The 19,247-nt window shown below is 74.3% G+C and carries 18 protein-coding genes; 7 read left to right on the plus strand and 11 right to left on the minus strand.

Going from position 1 to position 19,247, the window contains the following annotated elements:
• Nucleotides 1-25: 25 nt before the first annotated feature.
• Both ACIRSU_RS26685 and ACIRSU_RS26690 read left to right on the plus strand, forming a co-directional pair.
• Nucleotides 26-631 (plus strand): pyridoxamine 5'-phosphate oxidase family protein, encoded by a 606-nt coding sequence (locus ACIRSU_RS26685; RefSeq protein WP_403796942.1) that lies wholly within the window; start codon nucleotides 26-28, stop codon nucleotides 629-631.
• A gap of 38 nt (nucleotides 632-669) precedes the next feature.
• Entirely contained in the window at nucleotides 670-1,350 is a 681-nt protein-coding gene (locus ACIRSU_RS26690) for a L,D-transpeptidase (protein ID WP_403796944.1), read from the plus strand.
• Nucleotides 1,351-1,372: 22 nt separating this feature from the next.
• Here ACIRSU_RS26690 and ACIRSU_RS26695 read toward each other — a convergent pair whose 3' ends face one another.
• From ACIRSU_RS26695 to argC, 5 genes are read right to left on the minus strand one after another with little or no spacing between them, the layout of a single operon-like run.
• A complete protein-coding gene (locus ACIRSU_RS26695) occupies nucleotides 1,373-1,909 on the minus strand; it encodes an arginine repressor (RefSeq protein ID WP_403796947.1) in 537 nt (178 codons plus the stop codon).
• A 7-nt stretch (nucleotides 1,910-1,916) separates the two neighbouring features.
• Nucleotides 1,917-3,113 carry an acetylornithine transaminase gene (locus ACIRSU_RS26700; RefSeq protein WP_403796950.1) on the minus strand — a complete coding sequence of 399 codons (1,197 nt, stop codon included), beginning with the start codon at nucleotides 3,111-3,113 and terminating at the stop codon, nucleotides 1,917-1,919.
• The gene (gene argB, locus ACIRSU_RS26705; protein ID WP_403796952.1) at nucleotides 3,110-4,057 is read right to left on the minus strand and encodes an acetylglutamate kinase; all 948 of its coding nucleotides are present in this window, start codon (nucleotides 4,055-4,057) and stop codon (nucleotides 3,110-3,112) included. Before argB ends, ACIRSU_RS26700 begins: the two co-directional genes overlap by 4 nt.
• A complete protein-coding gene (gene argJ / locus ACIRSU_RS26710) occupies nucleotides 4,054-5,220 on the minus strand; it encodes a bifunctional glutamate N-acetyltransferase/amino-acid acetyltransferase ArgJ (RefSeq protein ID WP_403796953.1) in 1,167 nt (388 codons plus the stop codon). The genes argB and argJ overlap by 4 nt, the downstream gene beginning before the upstream one ends.
• On the minus strand, nucleotides 5,217-6,245 hold the full coding sequence (gene argC, locus ACIRSU_RS26715) for an N-acetyl-gamma-glutamyl-phosphate reductase (RefSeq protein WP_403796955.1): 1,029 nt from the start codon (nucleotides 6,243-6,245) through the stop codon (nucleotides 5,217-5,219). The genes argJ and argC overlap by 4 nt, the downstream gene beginning before the upstream one ends.
• Nucleotides 6,246-6,371: 126 nt before the next feature.
• Here argC and ACIRSU_RS26720 point away from each other — a divergent pair, with 126 nt between their 5' ends.
• Both ACIRSU_RS26720 and ACIRSU_RS26725 read left to right on the plus strand, forming a co-directional pair.
• Nucleotides 6,372-7,751, plus strand: coding sequence for a nuclear transport factor 2 family protein (locus ACIRSU_RS26720; protein ID WP_403796958.1), 1,380 nt, complete (start codon nucleotides 6,372-6,374; stop codon nucleotides 7,749-7,751).
• Between the two features lie 615 nt (nucleotides 7,752-8,366).
• The gene (locus ACIRSU_RS26725; protein WP_403796960.1) at nucleotides 8,367-9,968 is read left to right on the plus strand and encodes an ABC-F family ATP-binding cassette domain-containing protein; all 1,602 of its coding nucleotides are present in this window, start codon (nucleotides 8,367-8,369) and stop codon (nucleotides 9,966-9,968) included.
• Here ACIRSU_RS26725 and ACIRSU_RS26730 read toward each other — a convergent pair.
• The 3 genes from ACIRSU_RS26730 to ACIRSU_RS26740 form a co-directional block, all read right to left on the minus strand.
• Nucleotides 9,941-11,164: a methyltransferase gene (locus ACIRSU_RS26730; protein ID WP_403797504.1), complete on the minus strand. Its 1,224-nt coding sequence runs from the start codon at nucleotides 11,162-11,164 to the stop codon at nucleotides 9,941-9,943. The two genes, ACIRSU_RS26725 and ACIRSU_RS26730, sit on opposite strands and share 28 nt — an antisense overlap.
• A gap of 96 nt (nucleotides 11,165-11,260) precedes the next feature.
• Entirely contained in the window at nucleotides 11,261-11,839 is a 579-nt protein-coding gene (locus tag ACIRSU_RS26735) for a histidine phosphatase family protein (protein ID WP_403796963.1), read from the minus strand.
• A 156-nt stretch (nucleotides 11,840-11,995) separates the two neighbouring features.
• Nucleotides 11,996-13,438 carry a PLP-dependent aminotransferase family protein gene (locus ACIRSU_RS26740; RefSeq protein ID WP_403796965.1) on the minus strand — a complete coding sequence of 481 codons (1,443 nt, stop codon included), beginning with the start codon at nucleotides 13,436-13,438 and terminating at the stop codon, nucleotides 11,996-11,998.
• Between ACIRSU_RS26740 and ACIRSU_RS26745 the strand changes: the two genes are divergently transcribed.
• Nucleotides 13,437-14,360: a DMT family transporter gene (locus ACIRSU_RS26745; RefSeq protein WP_403796968.1), complete on the plus strand. Its 924-nt coding sequence runs from the start codon at nucleotides 13,437-13,439 to the stop codon at nucleotides 14,358-14,360. The two genes, ACIRSU_RS26740 and ACIRSU_RS26745, sit on opposite strands and share 2 nt — an antisense overlap.
• A gap of 65 nt (nucleotides 14,361-14,425) precedes the next feature.
• Complete coding sequence (locus ACIRSU_RS26750; RefSeq protein ID WP_403796970.1) at nucleotides 14,426-14,629, plus strand: DUF1918 domain-containing protein; 204 nt, start codon at nucleotides 14,426-14,428, stop codon at nucleotides 14,627-14,629.
• A gap of 61 nt (nucleotides 14,630-14,690) precedes the next feature.
• Here the strand turns inward: ACIRSU_RS26750 and ACIRSU_RS26755 are convergent, their stop codons facing one another.
• The gene (locus tag ACIRSU_RS26755; RefSeq protein WP_403796972.1) at nucleotides 14,691-15,977 is read right to left on the minus strand and encodes a glycoside hydrolase family 10 protein; all 1,287 of its coding nucleotides are present in this window, start codon (nucleotides 15,975-15,977) and stop codon (nucleotides 14,691-14,693) included.
• Between the two features lie 169 nt (nucleotides 15,978-16,146).
• On the opposite strand from ACIRSU_RS26755, the gene ACIRSU_RS26760 reads away from it, so the two are divergent.
• Complete coding sequence (locus ACIRSU_RS26760) at nucleotides 16,147-17,007, plus strand: 3-hydroxybutyryl-CoA dehydrogenase (RefSeq protein WP_403796974.1); 861 nt, start codon at nucleotides 16,147-16,149, stop codon at nucleotides 17,005-17,007.
• A 111-nt stretch (nucleotides 17,008-17,118) separates the two neighbouring features.
• Here the strand turns inward: ACIRSU_RS26760 and ACIRSU_RS26765 are convergent, their stop codons facing one another.
• Both ACIRSU_RS26765 and ACIRSU_RS26770 read right to left on the minus strand, forming a co-directional pair.
• Entirely contained in the window at nucleotides 17,119-17,649 is a 531-nt protein-coding gene (locus tag ACIRSU_RS26765; protein WP_403796977.1) for an NUDIX domain-containing protein, read from the minus strand.
• Between the two features lie 76 nt (nucleotides 17,650-17,725).
• Nucleotides 17,726-19,096, minus strand: a complete 1,371-nt coding sequence (locus ACIRSU_RS26770) for a transcriptional regulator (RefSeq protein WP_403796980.1) — start codon at nucleotides 19,094-19,096, stop codon at nucleotides 17,726-17,728.
• Nucleotides 19,097-19,247 lie beyond the last annotated feature (151 nt).

The raw sequence follows: 19,247 nt of genomic DNA on the forward strand, positions 1-19,247 counted from the left end.
GCGACGGAAACCGATAATCCGTCACATGGGAAAAACGTATGAACGCATCGACGGACGTCTCCGCGCCTTCATCGAGGCCCAGCCGGTCTTCTTCACCGCCACCGCGCCGCTCGCGGGCGACGGTCATGTGAACCTCTCCCCCAAGGGCCGCCAGGGCACGCTCGTCGTGCTCGACGAACTGACCCTGGCCTATGTGGACTTCGGCGGCAGCGGCGCCGAGACGCTGGCGCATCTGCGGGAGCCGGGCAACGGCCGGATCACGCTCATGTGGACGGCGTTCTCCGGGCCGCCCACCGTGGTGCGGGTGCACGGCACGGGCGAGGCCGTGCTCCGTGACGACCCGCGCTTCGCCGGGCTGTTCGCCCGCTTCCCGGCCGAGGCGGTCGAGGGGCAGGGCGGCGTGCGGGCGATCGTCGTGGTGCGTGCCCGGCGGGTCAGCGACGCCTGCGGCTACGCCGTACCGTTGATGGAGTACCAGGAGGACCGGCAGCTGCACGCGGACTACTTCAACCGCAAGACGGAGGACGAGTTCGACGCGTACTGCGCCCGCAAGGACCATGTGGCGACCAGCCTGGACGGGCTGCCCGCGCTGCCGCTCCCGCTGCCGCCGCTCCCCCGCCCGGCTCAGTAGCGTGGCGGAGCGCAGGCCGGGCGCCTAGCGTCGCCGCCATGCGTACCCTTCTGGCGCTCGGCGTGCTGCTGTTCCCCCTCGTCCAGCCGCCCGCTCCCCTCCCCGCGCGGATGGCGGACACCGGCGGCGGCTCGCAGCTGATCACGGCCGAGGCCGCGGACGCCGGCGCCACGACCGGGACGGTCACCTGGTGGGACCGGCGCGGCGGCCGGTGGGTCAGGGCCGGATCCGCGCCCGCGCGCTTCGGGGCGAACGGGCTCGCCGAGGGGACGGCCCGGCGGCAGGGCACGAACACCACGCCGACCGGGGTCTACGGACTTCCGTACGCCTTCGGGACGGCGCCCGCGCCCACCGGGACGACGTACGGGTACGCGCGGGTCACCGAGCGGTCCTGGTGGTGCCAGGACAACGCGTCGGCCTCGTACAACCGCTGGGTGGAGGGGCTGCCCCGGGACTGCCGGGCCACCGAGGCGGAGCACCTGTCGGCGTACCGCCCGCAGTACGCGCACGCGCTGGTCATCGGCTTCAACTACGCCCGTCCGGTGCGCGGGCGCGGCGCCGGGATCTTCCTGCATGTGAACGGGCGCGGGGCGACGGCCGGTTGTGTGTCCGTGCCGGCGGAGGCGATGCGCCGGATCCTCGCCTGGGCCGATCCGGCCCGCCATCCGCACATCGCCGTCGGCACGCGGGGCGGGCCGACGGCGATCACGCGGTACTGAACGGCCGAGCGGCCGGGCGGCGTCAGCGCTCCTTCTGCGCGAGGCGCAGCAGGTGGTCGGCGAGCGCCTGCCCGCCGGTCGGGTCGCGGGAGATGAGCAGCAGCGTGTCGTCGCCCGCGATCGTGCCGAGGATCGCGTTCAGCTCGGCCTGGTCGATGGCCGACGCGAGGAACTGGGCGGCGCCCGGCGGGGTGCGCAGCACCACCAGGTTGGCGGACGCCTCGGCGGAGATCAGCAGTTCGCCGGAGAGGCGGCGCATCCGCTCCTCCTTGGCGGACTCGCCGAGCGGGGCCTGAGGGGTGCGGAAGCCGCCCTCGCTGGGCACCGCGTAGATCAGTTCGCCGCCCGTGTTGCGGATCTTCACCGCGCCCAGCTCGTCGAGGTCGCGGGAGAGCGTCGCCTGGGTGACGCTCAGTCCGTCGTCCGCGAGGAGCTTGGCCAGCTGGCTCTGCGAGCGCACCGGCTGCCGGTTGAGGATGTCGACGATCCTGCGGTGGCGGGCGGTGCGGGTCTGCGGAACGGACGGCCCGGCGTGTTCGTGTTCCTGCGCGTCGGTCATCGTCGTCTCATTCTCCGGTTCGTCCTTCCCCGTTCACCACGTCGAGGACGCCGGGCAGGGCCCGCAGGAAGGCGTCCACCACCTCGTCTCCGACGGTCAGCGGCGGCATGAGCCGCACGACATCGGGGGCGGGCGCGTTCACCAGGAGACCGGCGTCCTGAGCCGCCTGCTGCACCTGCGGCGCGAGGGACTCGGTGAGCACGATACCCAGGAGCAGGCCCGAGCCACGGACATGGGAGACCAACGGGTGGCCGAGACCCTCGATTCCGTCGCGCAGTTTCTCGCCGAGCCGCTTCACCTCGTCGAGGACGGCGTCGCCGCCGAGGGTGTCCAGGACGGCGAGTCCGGCGGCGCAGGCGACCGGGTTGCCGCCGAAGGTGGTGCCGTGGTGGCCGGGCGTGAAGAGCTCCGCGGCCGGGCCGAAGGCGACGGTCGCGCCGAGCGGGAGGCCGCCGCCGAGGCCCTTGGCGAGGGTGACGATGTCGGGGTCGACGCCCTCGTGGGCCTGGTGCTCGAACCATGTGCCGCAGCGGCCGATGCCGGTCTGCACCTCGTCGAGGACGAGCAGGGTGCCGGTGGCGCGGGTGATCTCGCGGGCGGCCTTGAGGTAGCCGGCGGGCGGGACGACGACGCCGTTCTCGCCCTGCACGGGCTCGATGATGACGAAGGCGGTCTCCTCGGTGACGGCGGCGCGCAGGGCGTCGACGTCCCCGTACGGCACGTGCGTGACGTCGCCGGGCAGCGGCAGGAACGGACCCTGCTTGCCGGGCTGGCCGGTGAGCGCGAGGGAGCCCATGGTCCGGCCGTGGAAGCCGCCGGTGGTGGCGACCATGTGCCCGCGGCCGGTGAGCCGGCCGAGCTTGAAGGCGGCCTCGTTGGCCTCGGCTCCGGAGTTGCAGAAGAACACCTTGCCGGGCCGGCCGAAGAGCTGGAGCAGTTTCTCGGCGAGGGCGACCGGGGGTTCGGCGACGAAGAGGTTGGAGACGTGGCCGAGGGAGGCGATCTGCCGCGACACGGCGTCGACGACGGCCGGGTGGGCGTGGCCGAGGGCGTTGACGGCGATGCCGCCGACGAAGTCGAGGTACTCGTTGCCGTCGGCGTCCCAGACCCTGGCGCCCTCGCCGCGGACGAGCGGCAGCCGGGGCGTGCCGTAGTTGTCCATCAGCGAGCCCTGCCACCGCTGGGTCAGGTCCTGGTTGCTCATTTCGCGTCCCCCTTGGTCCCGTCCGTGGTTCCGTCCGGCACGACCATCGTGCCGATGCCCTCGTCGGTGAAGATCTCCAGCAGGATCGAGTGCTGCACCCGGCCGTCGATGACGCGGGCGGTGGTGACGCCGTTGCGGACGGCGTGCAGGCAGCCCTCCATCTTGGGGACCATGCCGCTGGAGAGCTCGGGCAGCAGCTTCTCCAGCTGGCTCGCGGTGAGCCGGCTGATGACCTCGTCGCTGTTGGGCCAGTCCTCGTAGAGGCCCTCGACGTCGGTCAGCACCATCAGTGTCTCGGCGCCCAGCGCAGCAGCGAGTGCCGCAGCCGCCGTATCAGCATTGACGTTGTAGACATGGTCGTCGTCCTGGGAGCGGGCGATCGAGGAGACGACGGGGATGCGCCCGTCGGCGAGCAGGGCCTCGATCGCGCCGGTGTCGATGTGGGTGATCTCGCCGACCCGGCCGATGTCGACGGTCTCGCCGTCGATCTCCGGCAGGTGCTTGACGGCGGTGATGGTGTGGGCGTCCTCGCCGGTGAGGCCGACGGCGAGCGGACCGTGCTGGTTCAGCAGGTTGACCAGCTCGCGCTGGACCTGCCCGGCGAGCACCATCCGTACGACGTCCATGGCCTCCTCGGTGGTGACGCGCAGGCCGGCCTTGAACTCGCTGACGATGCCGTGCCGGTCGAGCGCGGCGCTGATCTGCGGGCCGCCGCCGTGCACGACGACCGGCTTGAGGCCGGCGTGGCGCAGGAAGACGACGTCCTGGGCGAAGGCGGCCTTGAGGTCCTCGTCGATCATGGCGTTGCCGCCGAACTTGATGACGACGGTCTTGCCGTGGTGGCGGGTGAGCCAGGGCAGCGCCTCGATGAGGGTCTGCGCCTTGGGGAGGGCGGTGTGCTTGCGCGCGGGCGGGTTCGCGCCCGGGTTCTTGGGATCGCTCATGACGAGTACGCGCTGTTCTCGTGGACGTAGTCGGCGGTGAGGTCGTTGGCCCAGATGACGGCGGTCTCGGAGCCGGCGGCGAGGTCGGCGGTGATGACGACCTCCCGGAAGCGCATGTCGACGAGCTCGCGGTCCTCGCCGACGGAGCCGTTCCGGCAGACCCAGACGCCGTTGATGGCGACGTTGAGGCTGTCGGGCTCGAAGGCGGCGGAGGTGGTGCCGATGGCGGAGAGCACCCGGCCCCAGTTGGGGTCCTCGCCGTGGATGGCGCACTTGAGCAGGTTGTTGCGGGCGATGGACCGGCCGACCTCGACGGCGTCGTCCTCGGTGGCCGCGTTGATCACCTCGATCCGGATGTCCTTGCTGGCGCCCTCGGCGTCGCCGATGAGCTGGCGGGCGAGGTCGGCGCAGACCTCCTGGACGGCCTGGGCGAACTCGTCCTGCGCCGGGGTGACGCCGGCGGCACCGGAGGCGAGGAGCAGCACGGTGTCGTTGGTGGACATGCAGCCGTCGGAGTCGACCCGGTCGAAGGTGAGGCGGGTGGCGTGGCGCAGGGCCGCGTCGAGGCCGGGGGCGTCGACGTCGGCGTCGGTGGTGAGGACGACGAGCATGGTGGCGAGGCCGGGGGCGAGCATGCCCGCGCCCTTGGCCATGCCGCCGACGGTCCAGCCGTCCTTGGCGACCACCGACGTCTTGTGGACGGTGTCGGTGGTCTTGATGGCGATGGCGGCCTTCTCGCCGCCGTGCTCGGAGAGCTCGGCCGCGGCCTGCTCGACGCCCGGCAGCAGCTTGTCCATGGGGAGCAGGACGCCGATGAGTCCGGTGGAGGCGACGGCGACCTCACCGGCGCCGGTGTCGTGGCCGGCCTTGGTGAGGACCTCGGCGACCTTCTCGGCGGTGGCGTGGGTGTCCTGGAAGCCCTGCGGGCCGGTGCAGGCGTTGGCGCCGCCGGAGTTGAGGACGACGGCGGTCAGCTCGCCGTCGGCGAGGACCTGCTGGGACCAGAGGACCGGGGCGGCCTTGACGCGGTTGGAGGTGAAGACTCCCGCGGCGGCGCGGCGCGGCCCGGTGTTGACCACGAGGGCCAGGTCCGGGTTGCCGTTCTGCTTGATCCCGGCCGCGATGCCCGCGGCCGTGAATCCCTTCGCTGCGGTGACGCTCATGGAGCGACTCCAATCGTGGAGAGTCCCGTGTCCTCGGGGAGTCCGAGGGCGATGTTCATGCTCTGCACCGCGCCGCCGGCGGTGCCCTTGGTGAGGTTGTCGATGGCGCTGATCACGATGATCCGGTTGGCCACCTCGTCGTACGCGACCTGCACGTGAACGGCGTTGGAACCGTAGACGGAGGCCGTGGCCGGCCACTGGTCCTCGGGGAGGAGGTGGACGAACGGCTCGTCGGCGTACGCCTTCTGGTAGGCGGCGCGCAGGCTCTCGGCGGTGACGCCGGGCCTGGCGGTGGCCGAGCAGGTGGCGAGGATGCCGCGGGGCATGGGCGCGAGGGTGGGCGTGAAGGAGACGGTGACCCGCTCGCCCGCCGCCGCGCTGAGGTTCTGGATCATCTCGGGGGTGTGCCGGTGGCCGCCGCCGACGCCGTACGGGGACATGTTGCCCATGACCTCGCTGCCAAGCAGATGGGGCTTGGCGGCCTTGCCGGCGCCGGAGGTGCCGGAGGCGGCGACGATGACGGCCTCGGGCTCGGCGAGCCCGCCCGCGTACGCCGGGAAGAGCGCGAGCGACACGGCGGTGGGGTAGCAACCGGGCACCGCGATGCGCTTGGACCCCTCCAGCGCGGCGCGGGCACCCGGCAGTTCGGGGAGGCCGTAGGGCCAGGTGCCGGCGTGCGGGGAGCCGTAGAAGGCCTCCCAGTCGGCAGCGTCCTTGAGCCGGAAGTCGGCGCCCATGTCGACGACGAGGACGTCCGGGCCGAGCTGCTCGGCGACGGCGGCGGACTGTCCGTGCGGCAGGGCGAGGAAGACGACGTCGTGGCCGGCGAGGGCCTCGGGGGTGGTCTCGGTGAGCACCCGGTCGGCGAGCGGCAGCAGGTGCGGCTGGAGGCCGCCGAGCCGCTGACCGGCGTTGGAGTGGCCGGTCAGGGTGCCGATCTCGACCTCGGGGTGGGCGAGGAGGAGGCGCAGGAGCTCTCCGCCCGCGTATCCGCTCGCGCCCGCGACTGCTGCTCGTACCGTCATCGAAACCCTCCTCATAGATGGCATGACTATACGAGCTCTCGCAGTTTTATGCAAAGCCCCGTTGTCACATCCCGGCGGGCGGCGGCGTCAACGGATCGACGACCCACCGAAGAGGAGTGATGCCCCATGGGCGAGGACGCGTTCCTGACCGCCCTCACCGCACGGTTCGACGCCGAGGAGGAGCGGCTGCGGGCCGTGGCCCGGCGGATGCTCGGAGGGTACGGGGACGTCGCGGGCGTCCTCGCGGAGGCGCGCGCGGGGGTGGGCGACGGGGTGCGGGAATGGCTGGCCGCGGTGGTGGGGCGGGCGTGCGTACGGCGGCTCCAGGGCCGGCGGGACTCCGAGCCGCCGAGCCCGCCCCGGGCGACGACCGACGAGGCCGACGCCCTGCGCCCGACGGACTCCCAGCCGACGGGCGCGCCCCGGGCGATCGAAGGAGTCGAACCCGTGTGGCCGGCGGACTCCCAGCCGCCAGGCCGGCCCCGGACAACGACCGACGGAGCCGAGGCCCTGCGCCCGACGGACTCCCAGCCGCCCGGCCCGCCCCGGACAACCACCGGCAGGGCCGACGCCCCGCGCCCGACGGACTCCCAGCCACCAGACCCGCCCCGGACAACCACCGGCAGGGCCGACGCCCCGCGCCCGACGGACTCCCAGCCGCCCGACCCGCCCCGGACAACCACCGGCAGGGCCGACGCCCCGCGCCCGACGGACTCCCAGCCGCCCGACCCGCCCCGGACAACCACCGGCAGGGCCGACGCCCCGCGCCCGACGGACTCCCAGCCGCCCGACCCGCCCCGGTCGTCCGAAGGGGTCGACGCCGTGTGGCTGGCGCTGCTCGTGGTCCTCGACGCCCTCGGGCCGGACGAGCGACTCGCGTACGTCCTGCACGAGCTGTTCGGCCTGCCCCTCGACGCCACCGCGCGGATCACCGGCGGCACCCCCGAGGAGGCCGGCCGGCTCGCCCGCGCGGCCCGGCGACGGGTGCGGGGCGGCGGCCCGGACGGCCGGCGCGGACCGGACCCGGAGGGTCAGCGAGGGCGGGGCGGCGGGCCCGGCCGGGACCCGGCGCGGCAGCGCGCAGTCGTCGAGTCGGGGTCCGGCTGGGACCCGGCGCGGCAGCGCATGGCCGTCGGGTCGGGGTCCGGCCGGGAGCCCGCTCAGCAGCGCGCGGTCGTCGAGTCCTTCCTGGCCGCCGCCCGCGCCCGCGACCCCCGCGCCCTCGCCGCCCTCCTCCACCCGGACGTCGTCGCCCACTCGGCCCACGGCACCGCCCACGGCCCCGCCGCCGTCGCCGAGGGCGCGGCGGCGGCCTTCGCCCGTACCGCGGCCGACGCGACCCGGCGCGCGCTGATCGACGGCGCGATCGGCGTGGTGGCCTTCGCCTCGGGCCGGCCGGTGAGGGCGGTGGCGTTCACCCTGCACGAGGGCCGGATCGTGGCGCTGGACATCACGACGGGTGAGGAGCGGGTGCGGGGGCTGACGCTGGCGTTCCCGGACGCGTGAGGCGGGACGACCCCGCCCTGCGGGCCAGGGGCGCCGCGGGGGGGGCTGGCGTTCCCGGACGCGCGAGGGGCGGCGGCCCGCAGTGCGGGCCCGGGGCGCCGCGGGGGCTGGGGTTCCCGGACGCGCGAGGGGGCGGCGCGGCCCACCGGGCAGGCCGGCGCCCGCGGGAGCTGGGGAGACCCGCCGTGCGGGCCAGACTGCCGCGGGGGGGCGGGGCGGAAACCCGCCGTGCAGGGAGGGCGCCGCAGGGGCGGGGCGGAAACCCGCCGTGCAGGCCAGACCGCCGCGGGGGGAAACCCGCCGTGCAGGCCAGACCGCCGCGGGGGGCGGGGCGGAAACCCGCCGTGCAGGCCAGGCGCCGCGGGGCGGGGCGCCCCGGGCCGGCCTTGGCGGAGGCTCAGGCCGGGGGCGCCGCCGGGGGCGGGGCGCCGCGGGGCGGGCCTCCGCCCCGCCCGGGCCTGGTGGCACCCGGGCCGGGCGTCGACGGAAAACCGCATGCGCGCGCCCGCCACTCCCCCGTACGCTCGGTGCCATGTCTACGCCCCGAATCTCCTAGCTACAGGACCCGCTTCCACGCCACCCGTGTGTCCTCAAGCTTGTTCGGAGCGTCATCCCATGATCACCATCCGTGGTGTCGACGTGCGCGTCGGCGCCCGTCTCCTGCTGTCCGAGATCTCCTTCACCGTCGCGCCCGGCGACCGGATCGGCCTCGTCGGCCGCAACGGAGCCGGCAAGACCACCCTGCTGCACACCCTGGCCGGGCTGCGCGCGCCGGCCGCCGGGCGCGTGACGCGCACCGGTCCCGTCGCGCATCTGGCGCAGGACTCGCGCGCCGCCGATCCCGCCCTCTCCGTCACCGACCGGATCCTGTCCGCGCGGGGGATGGACGTGGCCGTGCGGCGGCTGCACGAGGCGGCCGACCGGCTCGCGGCGGCAGCCGACGACAGGGCCATGGAGGCGTACGCGCGGGCCGAGGCCGCGTTCGAGGCGTGCGGCGGGTACGCGGCGGAGGCCGAGGCGGCGCGGGTGGCCGCGGGCCTCGGGCTGCCGGCCGACGTGATGGGCCGGCCCGTCGGCACACTGTCCGGCGGGCAGAAGCGCCGGGTCGAGCTGGCCCGGATCCTGTTCGCGGGCCACGGCCGGGAGGGCACGCTGCTGCTCGACGAGCCGACGAACCACCTGGACGCGGACTCGGTGGCCTGGCTGCGCGGTCATCTCGCCTCCCACCAGGGCGGTCTGGTGCTCATCAGCCATGACCTGGACCTGATCGGGGACACCGTCAACCGGGTCTTCCATCTCGATCCGCAGCGCGCGACGGTCGACGTCCACAACACCGGCTGGGCCGCGTACCTCACCCAGCGGGACGCGGACGAGCGGCGCCGTACCCGCGAGCGCGCCAACGCCGAACGCAAGGCGGCGGCGCTGCACGCGCAGGCGGACAAGATGAAGGCCCGTGCGGGGGCCGCGGTCACCGCGCGCAGCATGGCGCGCCGCGCCGACCGGCTGCTGGACGGCGTGGAGGCGGTCCGGCGCACCGAGCAGGTGGCCCGCATCCGCCTCCCGGAGCCGGCGCCGTGCGGCCGGACGCCGCTGGGCGCGGTGTCGCTGACCAAGGGGTACGGGGGCGGGCGGCCGGTCCTGGACGGGGTGGACCTGGCGGTGGACCGGGGCAGCCGGCTCGTCGTGCTCGGGCTCAACGGCGCGGGCAAGACGACGCTGCTCCGCCTGCTGGCCGGGCAGGAGACGCCGGACGCGGGCCGCGTGGTCCACGGGCACGGGCTGCGGCTCGGCTACTTCGCGCAGGAGCACGAGACCATCGACCCGTCCCGCACGGTCCGGGAGAACCTGGCTGTCGCCGCCCCGCACCTGACCGACGGCGAGGTCCGCCGCGTCCTCGGCGCGTTCCTGTTCCGGGGCGACGACGCCGACAAGCCGGCCGGGGTCCTGTCGGGCGGCGAGAAGACCCGGCTCGCGCTCGCGGGCCTGGTCCACTCGGGCGCGAACGTCCTGCTCCTCGACGAGCCGACGAACAACCTGGACCCGGCCTCGCGTGACGAGGTCCTGGCGGCCGTCGGCACGTACCCCGGCGCGATCGTCATGGTCACGCACGACGAGGGCGCGATCGACGCGCTGCGTCCGGAGCGGGTGCTGGTGCTGCCGGAGGCGGAGGAGGACCTGTGGAACGAGGGCTACCGGGACCTGGTCACCCTCGCCTGACGGCCCGCCGCCGTACCGCCCTCTCCCTCGCGCCCGGCCGCCTGGCCGTCCCTCTTCACGGCCTTCAGGATCACGAACTTCGGGTCGCTCGCGACGAGTTCGCTGTTCCCGAAGATCCGCCGCAGGGTGACGTGGTAGCCGAGGTGCCGGTTGCCGACCACCCACAGCTCCCCGCCGGGCCGCAGGGCCCGGCGGGCGTCGGCGAACATCCGGCGGGCGGTGCGGTCGGTGGTGGCCTGGTGGCTGTGGAACGGCGGGTTGTTGAGCACCAGGTCCACGGAGCCGGGCGCCGCGTCGGCGAGCCCGTCGCCCACCTGGAACTCGGCCTTGCGCCCCTCCCCCGCGTGGTGGCGGAAGTTCTCCTCGGCCGAGGCGACGGCCTGGTACGACTCGTCGGTGAAGAGCAGCTCCGCCTCGGGCTCGGCGAGCGCGACGGCGAGGCCGACGACGCCGTTGCCGCAGCCGAGGTCGACGACCCGGGCGGCGCCGAGACCGGCCGGCAGGTGCTGCAGGAAGAACCGCGTGCCGATGTCGAGGCGGTCGGCGCAGAAGACGCCGGCCTGGTTGACGACGGTCCGCCCGGCGAGCCGGCCCGGGGCGTCGGCGGGCAGCTCGTACGTGTGGGGCCACGGATTGGCGTCCCGTACGCGAGCCGGGTCCGGCGTCGTGTGGATCAGCCGGGCCTTCTTCACGGCAAGGGAGGTCCGGGTCGGGCCGAGGATCGTCTCGAACAGGCTCAGGGTGGAGGTGTGGATCTCCTTCACCATCCCGGTGCCGACGATCACGGTTCCCTCGTGCACGGCCGGGGCGAGCCGGTGCAGCTGGTCCTCCAGGAGCGCGAGGCTCTTCGGGACGCGGACGAGTAGCACGTCGACGCGCTCGGGCGGCGGGTCCTGCGTCGTCAGCAGGCGCACGGCGTCGGGGGCGGCCCCGGAGCGGGCCAGGTTCTCGGCGGTGGCGGTGCGGCCGAGGTACGAGTCGGAGATCTGCACCGGCTCACCGGCGCCGGCCGCCGCGAGCGCGGTGACGAGCGCGCCCCAGCGGTCGCCGACGACCACGACGGTGCCGGAGAGGTCGGTACCGGTCTCGGCGAGGTGGCCGAGGAGGTACTCGTCGGCCGCGTCCCAGGCGCGCAGCGGGTCGCGCGGGTCGGCCGGGTGGCGGGTGAGCGGGAAGGTGCCCCATGACGTGGTCAGACGGTTCATCGTGCGCACCAGGCTAGCCGGTGCGGTGGGGACGGCGGGTGCGGCGCCTTCGTGGTGCGGGCGGGCAGCAGGGCGGAGGCGCCCGCCTCACCCCACCGCCGCCGCGAGCTGCAGGTGCCACACGCCCGGGCGCCCCGTCAGCGTGACCGTCGACAGGGGGCGGACGTCCACGTTCCAGTACGTCGCGGGCGGGGCCTTGAGGGCGTAGACGAGGGCGGCGCGGACCACCGCCGGCTCGGCGACGGCCACGATGGCGACGCCGTCGTCGGCGGGACGGGTGTCGAGCCAGCCGCCGACGCGCGTGATGAAGGAGAGCAGCGTCTCGCCGCCGTGCGGGGCCGTGCGCGGGTCGCTGAGCCAGGTGTCGACGGCGGCCGGTTCGAGGGCGGCGACGTCGGCGAGGGTGAGGCCGCGCCAGCGGCCCATGTCGCAGTCGCGGAGGGCCGGCTGGGCGAGCGGCGCGTAGCCGAGGGCGGTGCCGGTGGCGCGGCTGCGGGGCGTCGGGGAGCAGTAGCGGAGCTCGGCCGCGCCGAGCGGGATCAGCCGTGGCGCGGCGAGCTGCACCTCGTACCAGCCGGCCTCGTCGAGCGGCCGGTCGTCGTCGAAGCGTTCGGCGAGCAGGGAGGAGCTGCGTGCCGCCGCGACCAGCGTGAGCCGAAGACCCATGGCGGGATCGTGAGGCCGGTGGCGCCGCTGGTCAAGGGGTGTCGGCGGGGACGTCCGGGTCGGGCGCCCACGGCCGCCCGAGTGCCGTCGACTTGTCCGGATTCCGCAGTGGCGTGAATCCGGCCTTTTGGCGGCCGCAGTGGACGTCGGTGTCTCTCACCCCACCAGCTCGTCGATGGCGGTCCGCAGCCTCCGTACGCCCTCGATGATCTCCGCCGGGCCCGCGACACCCGCGAAACTCAGCCGGATGTGGCCGGCGGGCGGCTCGGCGGCGAAGTAGGGGCGGCCGGGTGCGACGGCGACGCCGGTGTGCAGGGCGGTGGGGAGGAGGGCGGCTTCGGGGAGGGTGTCGGGGAGGCGGAGCCAGAGGTGGTAGCCGCCGGAGGGCACGTGGGGCAGGGCGAGTTCGGGGAGGTGGCGGGCGACGGCGGCGGTCATGGTGTCGCGGCGGCTCTTCAGCTCCTGGGAGACGGCTCGCAGATGGCGGTTCCAGGCCGGCGACCCGACGAGTTCGAGGGCGGTCTCCTGGAGCGGCCGTGGCACGAAGAAGCTGTCGACGACCTGGATGGCGCGGAGCCGTTCGAGGACGGGGCCGCGGGCGGCGAGCGCGCCGACGCGGAGGCTCGCAGAGGTGATCTTGGTGAGCGAGCAGACGTGGACGACGACGCCGTCGGGGTCGTCGGCGGCGAGGGTCGGCGGCAGCGGGCCGGAGTCCTCGTGGACGAGGCGGCGGGCGAAGTCGTCCTCGATGACGAAGGCGCCCGCGGCGCGGGCGATGCGGACGACGGCGGCCCGGCGTTCGACGGAGAGCGCGGCGCCGGTGGGGTTCTGGAAGAGCGGCTGGCAGACGACGACGCGCGCACCGGTGGCGCGGAAGGCGGCTTCGAGGAGGTCGGGCCGGATGCCGTCGGCGTCGGTGGGGACGGGCACGGGCCGCAGGCCGGCGGCGCGGGCGACGGCCAGCATGCCGGGGTAGGTGGGCGATTCGACGAGGACGGGGGTGCCGGGCGCGCCGAGCGCGCGCAGGGCGGTGGTGAGGGCGGACTGGCCGCCGGCGGTGATGAGGACCTCGGCGGCGGTCACCCCGCCGCCGATCTCGCGGGCGAACCAGGCGCGCAGTTCGGGCAGTCCGTCGGCGGGCGGGCGGCTCCAGGCGCCGGGGCGGCGGCCGGCCCGGGCGAGGGCGGCGGCGAGGGCGCGTTCGGGCTGGAGGATGGGGTGGAGGTAGCCGCCGTTGAACTCGATGACGCCGGTCGGGGGCGTGGCGAGGGTGACGAGGAGGCCGGAGGCGTCGACGGCGCGCGGGACGGCGTCGCCGCCCGCCCCGGTGTCGGCGCTGAGGGCGAGTTGCTGCCAGGAGGTGTCGCCGGTGGGGGGCGTGGCGGTGCGGGTCTCGGCGCGGTAGGCGCCGGCGCCGGGGCGGGTGACGACGAGGCCCTCGGCGGCGAGCTGGGCGAGGGCGCGGGTGACGGTGACCGGGGAGACGTGGTGGCGCTCGACGAGGGTGCGACTTGACGGCAGCTTCTCACCAGGTGAGTAGCGGTTGAGTTCCGCTTTCAGCAATTCCGTCAGTTCATCGACACTGCTACGCTGTTGCATGACAGCACAGAATAGCGCTACCAGCCCGAGCACGATAGCGGTCACCGCTACCGGCACCCGCCCCGCCGTGAACTCGGGCACCCTGCTCGCCGCGCTCGGCGTGATCTGCTTCTCCCTCACCTTCCCGTCGACGGTGTGGGGCCTGGAGAGCTTCGGCCCCTGGTCCCTGGTCGCCGTCCGCTCGGTGCTCGCCGCGCTCATCGCGGGCGCCTTCCTGCTGGCGGGCCGGGTGCCGCTGCCGGAGCGCCGCCACTGGGCCGGGCTGGCCGTCGTCGGCGGCGGGGTCGTGGTGGGCTTCCCGCTGCTCACGACGCTGGCACTGCAGACCTCGACGACCTCGCACGCCGCCGTGGTCGTCGGCCTGCTGCCGCTCACCACGGCGACGTTCGCCGCGATCCGTACCGGCCGGCGCCCGTCCCGTACGTTCTGGATCGCGGCCGTCTCGGGCGCGGTCGTCGTGCTCGCGTTCACCCTCCAGCAGAGCGGCGGTGCGCTGTCGACCGGCGATCTGTACCTCTTCGGCGCGCTGCTGGTGTGCGCCGCCGGGTACACCGAGGGCGGGCGGCTCGCGAAGCTGATGCCGGGCTGGCACGTGATCGGCTGGGCGCTGGTGCTGTGCCTGCCGCTGATGGCGGCGGCCGCGGTCGTGGCCCTCGCGCACGAGCCGGTGCACTTCACCGCGCACGGCGTCATCGGGCTGGTGTGGGTGGCGGCCGGCTCGACCTTCTTCGGCCTGTACGTCTGGTACCGGGGCATGGCCGCGATCGGCATCCCGCGCGCCAGCCAGCTGCAGCTCGCCCAGCCGCTGATGACCCTCGTCTGGTCGGTGACCGTGCTCGGCGAGGACCTCGCGCCCGCCGCCCCGCTCGCGGCTGTCGGCGTCCTGGTCTGCATCGCGGTGACCCAGCGGGCGAAGAGCTGAGACGGAGGTCACAATGGCAGACGTAGACTCCGAGTAGGGCAGGCCCAGGCGCGAGGAGGTCACCCATGCGTGCGTCCAAGGGCGACAGGCTGGTGGTGCACGGCCGTACGGTCGGCCAGCACGAACGTACCGCCGAGGTCGTTCAGGTCATGGGCGAGAACGGCAACCCCCCGTTCCGCGTGAAGTTCGACGACGACGGCCACGAGGCCGTGGTGCTGCCGGGCCCCGACACCACCGTCCGCCACCGTCCGCAGGCCGGAGGCCAGTGAGCCCCCGGCTCTCCCGCCGCCGAGGCGGCGCCAGGGCACGGCCGCATCCGCCGGGCAGGCTCTAGGCGTCCACGGCGGACGTCAGCGCGCCCAGCGGGTCCTTCGCCACCTCGCGGGCCGCGAAGTAGCAGTGTCCGCCGACGGTGGCGTACGTCCGGGCGAGCCGCACGTGCCGGGCCAGCTCCGCCGGGTCCTGCCAGGCGGCCGGCTGCGCCGGGTCGCCCACCTTGTAGAGCGCCTCGCCGAGATAGAGCCGTACGCCGGTGCCCCGGACCGCCGCGTCCCACCAGGGCACGAGCTTGGCGTAGTCACAGGCGTCGTAGCCGATGTTCCAGTAGAGCTGCGGCATCACGTAGTCGAGCCAGCCCTCGCGGACCCAGTGACGGGTGTCGGCGTAGAGGTCGTCGTAGCTCTGCCCGCCGCGGGTGTCCGAGCCCTCCGGATCGGTGCCGGCGTTGCGCCAGACCCCGAACGGGCTGATCCCGAAGGCGACCGAGGGCTTCACCTCCTTGATCCGGGTCGCTGTCTCCCGCACCAGCAGATCGACGTTGTTCCGCCGCCAGGCCGCCCGGTCCGCGAACCCGGCCCCGTAGCGGGCGTACGCGTCGTCGTCGGCGATGGACTGCCCGGCGACCGGATACGGGTAGAAGTAGTCGTCCCAGTGCAGCGCGTCGATGTCGTAGCGGCGTACGGCGTCGAGCATGGCGTCCTGGACATGGCGCCGGACCTCGGGCAGGCCCGGGTTGTAGAGCAGCCCGCCGGCGTAGACCAGGGCCCACTCGGGGTGGCGCCGCACGGGGTGGCCCGGGGCCAGCCGTGACGGGTCGGAGTGGGAGGCCACGCGGTACGGGTTGCACCAGGCGTGCAGTTCCAGGCCGCGCGCGTGCGCCTCGGTGACGGCGGTGCCGAGCGGGTCCCAGCCCGGGTCGGTGCCCTGAGTGCCGGTGAGGCACTCGGCCCAGGGCTCGTACGGGGAGGGCCACAGGGCGTCGGCGGAGGGCCGGATCTGGAGGACGACCGCGGTCATCCGGCGCCGTACCGCGAGGTCGAGCAGGCCGGTCAGCTCGGCGCGCTGCTCGGCGGCCGTGAGGCCCGGCCGGGACGGGAAGTCGCGGTTGGTGATCGTCGCGACCCACATGCCCCGGAACTCCTTCGCCCGGCGGCGGCCGTCCGGTCTCCCGCCCGCGGGTCCGGACGCGGGCCCGAGCACGCCCCCCGCCGCCCCCGCTCCCGCCCGCTCGCCCGCGCGCCCGAGCGCGTCCCCCGCCGCCCCCGCGTCGCCGGCCCCGATCCCCCACGCGGCCAGCGCCGCCCCCGCCACAAACCCTCTTCTCCCGATCCGCGGCATTTGTCACCCTCGCTATCGGATACGTCACAGCCCATCGGACAGCATGCCCACCCCAGAACGATCGATCATCGGGCGTGTCGGGAGTAACGTCGTGGGGTCGAGGCGGACGCACCGGAATCACACGGGCCCGCCGCCAGCACAGAGCGAAAGGCACGAGGTGACGGACTCCATGGCCGACATTGAGCGCGTCGGAGTGGTGGGCTGCGGCCAGATGGGCGCGGGCATCGCGGAGGTGTGTGCCCGCAGCGGGCTCGAGGTGAAGGTCGCCGAGACCACCGGCGAGGCGCTGGAGCTCGGCCGCACGCGGCTGACCAACTCGCTCACCAAGGCCGCCGAACGCGGCAAGATCAGCGAGGAGGAGCGCGACCAGGCGCTCGCCCGGCTCAGCTTCACCACCGACCTGGGCGAGTTCGCCGACCGCGACCTCGTGATCGAGGCCGTCGTGGAGAACGAGCAGGTCAAGACCGAGATCTTCCAGGTGCTCGACCAGGTGGTGACCCGGCCGGACGCCATCCTGGCCTCGAACACCTCCTCCATCCCGCTGGTGAAGCTGGCCGTGGCGACCTCTCGCCCCGACAACGTCATCGGCATCCACTTCTTCAACCCGGCGCCGGTGCAGAAGCTCGTCGAGCTGATCCCCGCCCTCACCACCTCCGAGGGCACGATCAGCCGGGCGCAGCTGTTCGCCGAGAAGGTGCTCGGCAAGCACGCGATCCGCGCCCAGGACCGCTCGGGCTTCGTGGTGAACGCGCTGCTCGTGCCGTACCTGCTCTCCGCGATCCGGATGTTCGAGTCGGGCATCGCGAGCCGCGAGGACATCGACAACGGCATGGAGTTCGGCTGCGCCCACCCGATGGGCCCGCTGAAGCTCTCGGACCTGATCGGTCTGGACACGATCGCGTCGATCGCCGACTCGATGTACGCCGAGTACAAGGAGCCGCTGTACGCCGCTCCTCCGCTGCTCCAGCGCATGGTGGACGCGGGCCGTCTGGGCCGCAAGACCGGCTCGGGCTTCTACCCGTACTCCTGAGCGTCGCACTGATGAGACCGCACTCCTGAGACCCCGGGAGTGCCGATCGGACGGCCCGTACACCGCACAGGTACGGGCCGTCCGGCTTTTCCGCGCGCGGCGCGCCCCGGCTCAGCCGAGCCGCAGGTGGTGCAGCATCAGCAGCCCGGCCGCCGTGCCGGCGGCGGGGACCCGCCCCCGGGCGACCAGGTCGGGGACGGATTTGAGCGGCACCCACTCCAGGCGGGAGGACTCGAAGGCGTCGCGCGGCGGCCCGGTCCAGTGGGCCTCCTCGCTCCAGTAGAGGTGGTGGCGGGCGTCGCTGAGGCCGCCCTCCGGCTCGACGGTGAGCAGCGGGCGCAGCGGGCCTGGGCGCCAGCCGGTCTCCTCCTCCATCTCGCGTGCGGCGGCGGCCTCGATCTCCTCGCCGTCCTCGACGACGCCGGCGGCGAGTTCCCAGCCCCAGCTGTCGGTGATGAAGCGATGACGCCAGAGCAGCAGGACCTCGTCGGAGGCGTTGACGGCGGTCGCGGCGGCGACCGGGCGGAGCCGGATCAGATAGTGGTCGAGGCGGCGGCCGTCGGGGAGTTCGACGTCCGCGAGGTTGACCCGGAACCAGCGGTTCTCATAGACGGATTGTTCGCTTAACTTCGTCCACTGCACGTTCTTGCCACCTTCCGACTGGTCGGTGATTACCTGGTGGCAATATCGCAGCAGTTACCGGGTCGCAAGGACACGCTCACAGAGGCACGCGCAGCGCACCGCCGACGATGTCGGCCGCTTCGCGCGCCTGGGCCTCCCCGCTCGCCAGCAGCTCCTCCCGGACCAGCCGCAGCCGGTCCCGCAGCCGCCGCGACTCCATCCCGCGCGCCCGCTCCGTCATCTCCACGGCCGTGCCCGCCGCCCGGTCCGGCTCGCCCTGCCGCAGCTCGATCCGGCACAGCATGGCGAGCCGGTGCACCCGCCCCCGGTCGTGCGCCGGGGTCCCGACAGCCGCCGCCGCGTGCTCGTGGGCCGCGCCGAGTTCACCCAGACTGAGGAGGGCCTCGGCGACCTGCACATTGACGAGCCCGGGCTGGACGTAGCCGGTCTCGGCCGGTTCACTGCCCGGCCGGATCCGCTCCGCCTCGGCCTCGGCCCGCATGACGCAGCCCAGCGCCGCGGCGCCGTCGCCCAGATGCGCGTACGCCTTCGCCTGCATCGCCGTCAGATCGGCGGCGAGCGCGGGCGTGATCTCCCGCCCCGCCGAACGCAGCGCCGCCTCCGCGAACGCCACCGCCTGCCGGTACTCCCCCATGAACAGCGACTGGTTGACGAGCAGCGCCACCACATACGCGCCGAGGCCCCGGTCGCCACTCGCCTTCGCGAGCCGCAGCGCCTGGTGGAAGTAGCGCTGGGCCAGACCCTGGACGTCGGAGTCGTACGCGCAGATCCCGGCCACCGCCACGAGGCCGCCGGCCGCCCGGTGCAGCCGCCGGCCGAGCGCGTCCCCGTAACCGCCGCGCAGCAGCGGCGCGGTCTCGGCATTGAGGAAGCCGACGATCCGGGCGCCGGTCGCCATGCCGCCGGCCTTGCGGTACATCTGCTCGTAGTGCGCCCGGGCCGCGCTCAGCAGGGACACGTCGGCGGCGGAGACCCGGGTCAGACCCTCCCGCGAGACATCGGTGTCCTCCGGCGGGTTCTCCCACTCCCACACCGGCAGCACGGCCGGGGTGCCGGTCACCGCGGGCGCGCCGCGGACGTGCGGGCGCCGCTGCTCGTCGGAGCGCCACAGGGCGGTGGCCCGCTCGACGAAGCCGGAGAGCGGCGTGCCGGGCGCCGGGAGGCCCGCGCCCCGAGCGCCGCTCGCATCGCCCACTCCGAGGCCGATGTCGTCGAGGGTGACCGTGCGGTGCAGCCGGCCGGCGAGCACCTCGCAGATCAGGTCGGGCACCTGGCCGCGCGGCCGCTGGCCCTTCAACCAGCGGGCGACGGCGGTGTGTTCGTAGCGCAGGGCGAGGCCCCTGGCGCGGCCCGCCTGGTTCACCCGGGCGGCGAGACCGGCGTGGGAGATGCCCGCTTCGACGAGCAGGGCGTCCAGCAGGGCGTTGGGGAGGGAGTTGGGCTGCATGGGACCGCTCCGGTGGCTCCTGGCTGCGGTGATTCGGTGCGCTCAGACTAGTGAATGCCGGTTTCGCACGGGGTGTGAACGAAGTGCTCGTTTCTCCGCTCCGCGCGCGGTGCCGAAGTCGCCCCGTTACCGGTTGACTTGGCTCCCTCGC

This window comes from Streptomyces sp. NPDC101160, from assembly GCF_044768205.1.
GTDB lineage: Bacteria > Actinomycetota > Actinomycetes > Streptomycetales > Streptomycetaceae > Streptomyces.

Excerpts from the sequence above, each read along its gene's own strand:
- ACIRSU_RS26760 (WP_403796974.1), top strand. The coding sequence starts at position 16,147 with ATGGCCGACATTGAGCGCGTCGGAGTGGTGGGCTGCGGCCAGATGGGC.
- ACIRSU_RS26755 (WP_403796972.1), bottom strand. The coding sequence starts at position 15,977 with ATGCCGCGGATCGGGAGAAGAGGGTTTGTGGCGGGGGCGGCGCTGGCC.
- ACIRSU_RS26770 (WP_403796980.1), bottom strand. The coding sequence starts at position 19,096 with ATGCAGCCCAACTCCCTCCCCAACGCCCTGCTGGACGCCCTGCTCGTC.
- ACIRSU_RS26725 (WP_403796960.1), top strand. The coding sequence starts at position 8,367 with ATGATCACCATCCGTGGTGTCGACGTGCGCGTCGGCGCCCGTCTCCTG.
- ACIRSU_RS26720 (WP_403796958.1), top strand. The coding sequence starts at position 6,372 with ATGGGCGAGGACGCGTTCCTGACCGCCCTCACCGCACGGTTCGACGCC.
- ACIRSU_RS26690 (WP_403796944.1), top strand. The coding sequence starts at position 670 with ATGCGTACCCTTCTGGCGCTCGGCGTGCTGCTGTTCCCCCTCGTCCAG.
- ACIRSU_RS26700 (WP_403796950.1), bottom strand. The coding sequence starts at position 3,113 with ATGAGCAACCAGGACCTGACCCAGCGGTGGCAGGGCTCGCTGATGGAC.
- ACIRSU_RS26740 (WP_403796965.1), bottom strand. The coding sequence starts at position 13,438 with ATGCAACAGCGTAGCAGTGTCGATGAACTGACGGAATTGCTGAAAGCG.
- argJ (WP_403796953.1), bottom strand. The coding sequence starts at position 5,220 with ATGAGCGTCACCGCAGCGAAGGGATTCACGGCCGCGGGCATCGCGGCC.
- ACIRSU_RS26735 (WP_403796963.1), bottom strand. The coding sequence starts at position 11,839 with ATGGGTCTTCGGCTCACGCTGGTCGCGGCGGCACGCAGCTCCTCCCTG.
- argB (WP_403796952.1), bottom strand. The coding sequence starts at position 4,057 with ATGAGCGATCCCAAGAACCCGGGCGCGAACCCGCCCGCGCGCAAGCAC.
- ACIRSU_RS26695 (WP_403796947.1), bottom strand. The coding sequence starts at position 1,909 with ATGACCGACGCGCAGGAACACGAACACGCCGGGCCGTCCGTTCCGCAG.
- ACIRSU_RS26745 (WP_403796968.1), top strand. The coding sequence starts at position 13,437 with ATGACAGCACAGAATAGCGCTACCAGCCCGAGCACGATAGCGGTCACC.
- ACIRSU_RS26750 (WP_403796970.1), top strand. The coding sequence starts at position 14,426 with ATGCGTGCGTCCAAGGGCGACAGGCTGGTGGTGCACGGCCGTACGGTC.
- argC (WP_403796955.1), bottom strand. The coding sequence starts at position 6,245 with ATGACGGTACGAGCAGCAGTCGCGGGCGCGAGCGGATACGCGGGCGGA.
- ACIRSU_RS26685 (WP_403796942.1), top strand. The coding sequence starts at position 26 with ATGGGAAAAACGTATGAACGCATCGACGGACGTCTCCGCGCCTTCATC.